The organism is Pseudovibrio sp. POLY-S9 (assembly GCF_001431305.1).
Classification (GTDB): Bacteria; Pseudomonadota; Alphaproteobacteria; order Rhizobiales; family Stappiaceae; genus Pseudovibrio.
The window spans coordinates 205,399-209,957 of the sequence record NZ_LCWX01000228.1; the positions used below are offsets into that span (position 1 = coordinate 205,399).

Sequence of the window (4,559 nt, forward strand, 5' to 3'; positions counted from 1 at the left end):
CCATAACCATAAGCGATGTGCACTTTGTCACCCGGCTTACCACCTGCTGCACGAATGGAACGCGCAACCACACCGGCCCAGGTTTCGATGTCTTTCTTGGTGTAGCCAACAACGGTTGGCTTGCCTGTGGTGCCAGAGGATGCATGAATGCGGCAGATATCCTCTTCCGGAACAGCAAACATCCCGAACGGATAATTGTCGCGCAAATCCTGCTTGGTGGTGAATGGAAACTTCGCCAGATCAGCAAGACTTTGCAGATCATCAGGATGCACGCCAGCTGCATCAAAGCTGTCTTTGTAGAACTTTACGTTCTCATAAGCGTGCCGCACTGACCAGCGCATGCGCTCCAGTTGCAGCGCTGCCAGGTCTTCCCGTCCTGCCGTTTCAATAGGCTCCAGATCGGGCCTGCGTTCTTCAACCTCCAACATTTTCTCCTCCTCAAATGCTGGTCATCCATAAAAACTAGGTGCTTAACTCGATATGCGTCCCTTTGATGGTCCTCGAGTTTCCGCGAAATTCTGCAATATGCGCGCCGTCCTGATTGCGTACATGAATGTCGTAAATGCCGGATCGGCCTTGCACGGTAAGTTCCTCGGCTGTTGCCGTTAAAACATCATCTTCAAAAGCCGGTGCGAGATACGTGATGGAACACTGGAAAGCGACAACACGCTGGTTATGGCTGTTGCACGCAAATGCAAACGCACTGTCCGCGAGGGTAAAAATGTACCCGCCATGACAGGTCTTATGCCCATTGGTCATGCGCTCCATCACCTTCATGGAAATCACGGCCCGTCCGGGTGCAATCTCGTCCAGTGTCATTCCAAGCGCTTGTGTCGCCTCGTCTTCGTCCCACATGGAGGCCGCAACGGCCTCCGCTAATTCCTGCTTGTTCATCAGCGCTTGCCTGAATACTTTGGAGCCCGCTTATCCATGAAGGCCGTCACGCCCTCCAGATAATCCGGCGTACGGCCCGCTTCACCCTGATAATCCCGCTCCAGATCAAGCTGTTCATCCAGTGTGTTGCCTTCAGACGCATTCAGCGCTTGCTTGATCAGACCAAGGCCGATGGTTGGCCCAACAGAAAACTCCTGCACCATGGCAGTGGCTTCCTCCAGAAAGGTCTCGGTAGAAGAGCACTTCCAGATCATGCCCCATTCCGCGGCCTGCGCAGCGGTGATCGGCGTGCCCAGCATGGCAAGGCCACGTGCACGGGCAGAACCCACAAGGCGTGGCAGGAAGTAGGTGCCGCCAGAATCCGGCACCAGCCCGATTTTAGCAAACGCCTGAATAAACTTGGCTTTCTCAGAGGCAATCACGATGTCACAGGCCATGGCAATGTTGGCGCCAGCACCGGCAGCCACGCCATTGACCGCACACACGATCGGTATGTTGATCGACTTCAGCTTGCGGATGAGAGGATTATAAAAATCGCCGATAGTCTGGGTCAGGTCCGGTGGAGGGGAGTCTGGTGTCGGCTTCACGCGGTCACCAAGATCCTGACCAGCGCAGAAGCCTTTGCCTGCAGCCGTCAGCAAAATAGCGCGGCAGTTGTCATCTGCGTCCGCAGCTTCCAGCGCCGCATAGAGCGCGCGGTGCATCTCGTCGTTGAACGAGTTCAGCTTGTCAGGGCGGTTCAGCGTAATCACGTGGTAGGTGTTTTTCACATCCACCAAAATGCTCTGCTCGGAAATGACTGTGGTCTCGCTCATGGTCTCTCCCTCCAAATAGATCAATCATCACTCACCAGTGAACCACCAATTTGCTCCCAATGAACTTCCAAATTCATGAGGAGAGCCCTCTGGAAAACCTAATCATTTCGTAGACTGGTCGATGGTTCTGGCACTTTTTGCTTGAAATGACTGACCGGTCGGTAAATTATTGTCTGGAAGTGAAACCGCTGTCAATTGGAATTCAGAGCGTATTCGCCAAAAGTGGAATCCGGTTTTGGGAAGAGAATACGCAGGAAACAAGAGACCTTAAAGTGTTCGCGCGATCTGGAGTAATTGTGGAGCGCTTTAAGGTCACACATTGGTCGAAGAAGCACTGCGGTAGGCGCAGGTTTTTCGAGGAGGAACAATGAGTAACTTTTTTGAAACGCATAAAGACACGCTCTTTCAGGCAGTAAAGACAAGTAAATCAAGAGATTACTGGTCCGCTTATCCTGAGATCGCATCCGGTAAGATCTATGGCGAAACAGCAAAAGACGATCAGCTTGCAGAATTTGAGGGGATTCTCAGTAAGCCATTCGCACTGGACCAGCCAACCAACGGCAACTGGACAGGCGCAGAATCGTCTCCCTACGGCAAAGAGCTGGGCGTCACCTATGAAGATGCTGATCCCGCAGAGTTGGTCAAAGCAGCCTCAGAAGCTGGCAAGAGCTGGGCGAAAGCAACCGTTGAAGAACGCGTCGGCGTTGCGCTGGAAATGCTGAGCCGCATCAACAAAAAATCCTTCCTCATCGCCAATGCGGTGATGCACACCTCCGGTCAGGCGTTCATGATGGCGTTTCAGGCAGGTGGCCCACACGCGCAGGACAGAGGACTGGAAGCCGTCGCTTATGCCTATGACGCGATGACCCAGACTCCAACCGAGGTGACCTGGACCAAGCCGCAGGGCAAGCATGATCCGATTGTGCTGGATAAGAAATTCCGCGTTGTGCCACGCGGTGTTGCGCTGGTCATCGGCTGTGCAACTTTCCCAACCTGGAACACCTATCCGGGTATGTTCGCAAGCTTCGTCACTGGCAACCCGGTCATCATCAAACCTCACCCAATGGCGATCCTGCCAATGGCCATCTCCATTCAGATTGGCCGTGAGGTGCTCAAAGAAGCTGGCTTTGATCCAAACGTACTGATGCTGGCTGCGGATACCGCAGAGGCGCCAAAAACCAAGGAACTGGTGACCAATGATGCCGTGAAGATCATCGACTTCACCGGCTCCAATGCCTTTGGTGCATGGGTGCGTGAAAACGCAGGCGACGCATTGGTCTACACCGAGGAAGCAGGCGTCAACGCAATCACCATTGAATCGACAGACAACCTGCGCGGCATGGCCAGCAACATCGCGTTCTCCTTGTCGCTCTACTCCGGCCAGATGTGCACCACACCGCAGAACATCTTCGTTCCCCGTGACGGCATTGAAACCAACGACGGCAAGAAGAGCTTTGAGGAAGTGGCGCAAGCCATCAAAATCTCATTGGATAAGCTCCTTGGCGATCCGGCCCGCGCAGCTGCCATCCTCGGCGCCGTGCAGAACCCATCCACACTGGAACGCATTTTTGCGGCAGGAAAGCTGGGTAAGGTGATCCGCTCATCCGAGCCAGTGGAAGGCATGAACGGCGCTCGCTCTGCAACGCCAACTGTTGTAGCTGTCGATTCCAAAGAGGAAGAAGCCTACATGCAGGAGCGCTTCGGCCCGATCTCCTTCATCATCGCCTGTGATGACATCGATGATGCCATCGCCCGCGCAGCAGGCTCAGCCAAAAGCCACGGTGCAATCACCGCAGCGCTGTATTCAACCAATGAAGATGTGATCGACAAGGCCACCGATGCCTACGCATGGGCAGGCGCACCGCTTTCTGTGAACCTGACTGGCAACATCTACGTGAACCAGTCAGCAGCGTACTCTGACTTCCACGTCACCGGTGCCAACCCGGCCGGCAACGCCAGTCTCACAGACGGCGCCTACGTCGCCAACCGCTTCCGCATCGCCACCGTCCGCCGTCAGGCAGCAATGGCGTAAAGCGAAGGCTTTAGACCAATAAAAAAGGGCCGATGCAATACATCGGCCCTTTTCATATTCAGTTTTTAAAGCAGCTTAAGCGTTTGCCAGATCGCGTGCTTTGGCAACTTCTGCAGTTGCAGCTTCAGCAAGTTCGAGAGCCTTCAGGCCATCAAAGCCGTTTGGAGAGATCTCGGAACCACTGGTCAAAGCGTCAACGAAGGCCGCCAGCTCAATGCGGTAAGCCGCTTCATAGCGCTCCATGAAGAAGTCCATGAGTGGCTCAGCAGTGTAGCCGTCACCATTTGCAACGGTCACAGTGGTGGTGCGCATGTTTTCTGCAGACACCATACCCTTGGAACCGTGCACTTCCACGCGCTGGTCGTAACCGTAAGTGGCGCGGCGGGAGTTGGTGATGGTGCAGATCTTGCCGCTTGCTGTCTTCAGCGTTGCAGTTGCCGTGTCCACATCACCAGCAGCACCGATCTCTTCAGATACGATTGCGCTGCCCATGGCGTTCACTTCAACAACTTCTTCGCCAAGCAGGAAGCGAGCCATGTCAAAGTCATGGATCATCATGTCTTTGAACAGACCGCCGGAGCGCTTCACGTAGTCGACTGGTGGCGGGGAAGGGTCACGAGAGGTGATCTGAACCATCTCAACGTCACCAATCACTCCAGCTTCAATCTGGCGCTTCACTTCAGCGAAGTTCGGGTCAAAACGACGGTTGAAGCCAACCATCAGCTTTGCACCGGTCTCCTCAACAACCTTGAGGCATTCGCGCACACGGTCGCCGTCCAGATGGATTGGCTTTTCGCAGAAGATTGCCTTACCAGCAC

Annotated in this window: 4 protein-coding genes and 1 pseudogene; 1 reads left to right on the forward strand and 4 read right to left on the reverse strand. The window is 54.4% G+C overall.

Going from position 1 to position 4,559, the window contains the following annotated elements:
• From PPL9_RS23640 to paaG, 3 genes and pseudogenes are all read right to left on the reverse strand, one after another.
• Positions 1-428, reverse strand: a pseudogene (locus tag PPL9_RS23640) (phenylacetate--CoA ligase); the annotation flags it as partial.
• 34 nt (positions 429-462) lie between these two features.
• A complete protein-coding gene (paaI, locus tag PPL9_RS23645) occupies positions 463-894 on the reverse strand; it encodes a hydroxyphenylacetyl-CoA thioesterase PaaI (protein WP_057465005.1) in 432 nt (143 codons plus the stop codon).
• Complete coding sequence (gene paaG, locus PPL9_RS23650) at positions 894-1,709, reverse strand: 2-(1,2-epoxy-1,2-dihydrophenyl)acetyl-CoA isomerase PaaG (RefSeq protein ID WP_208989580.1); 816 nt, start codon at positions 1,707-1,709, stop codon at positions 894-896. Before paaG ends, paaI begins: the two co-directional genes overlap by 1 nt.
• Before the next feature lie 367 nt (positions 1,710-2,076).
• On the opposite strand from paaG, the gene paaN reads away from it, so the two are divergent.
• Complete coding sequence (gene paaN, locus PPL9_RS23655; RefSeq protein ID WP_057465006.1) at positions 2,077-3,741, forward strand: phenylacetic acid degradation protein PaaN; 1,665 nt, start codon at positions 2,077-2,079, stop codon at positions 3,739-3,741.
• 75 nt (positions 3,742-3,816) lie between these two features.
• Here paaN and PPL9_RS23660 read toward each other — a convergent pair.
• The coding region (locus tag PPL9_RS23660; protein ID WP_057465007.1) for a Gfo/Idh/MocA family oxidoreductase at positions 3,817-4,559 on the reverse strand (743 nt) is incomplete at its 5' end.

Bases quoted from the DNA above. Each gene is read 5' to 3' on its own strand.
- paaI (WP_057465005.1), bottom strand. From the start codon at position 894: ATGAACAAGCAGGAATTAGCGGAGGCCGTTGCGGCCTCCATGTGGGAC.
- paaG (WP_208989580.1), bottom strand. From the start codon at position 1,709: ATGAGCGAGACCACAGTCATTTCCGAGCAGAGCATTTTGGTGGATGTG.
- paaN (WP_057465006.1), top strand. From the start codon at position 2,077: ATGAGTAACTTTTTTGAAACGCATAAAGACACGCTCTTTCAGGCAGTA.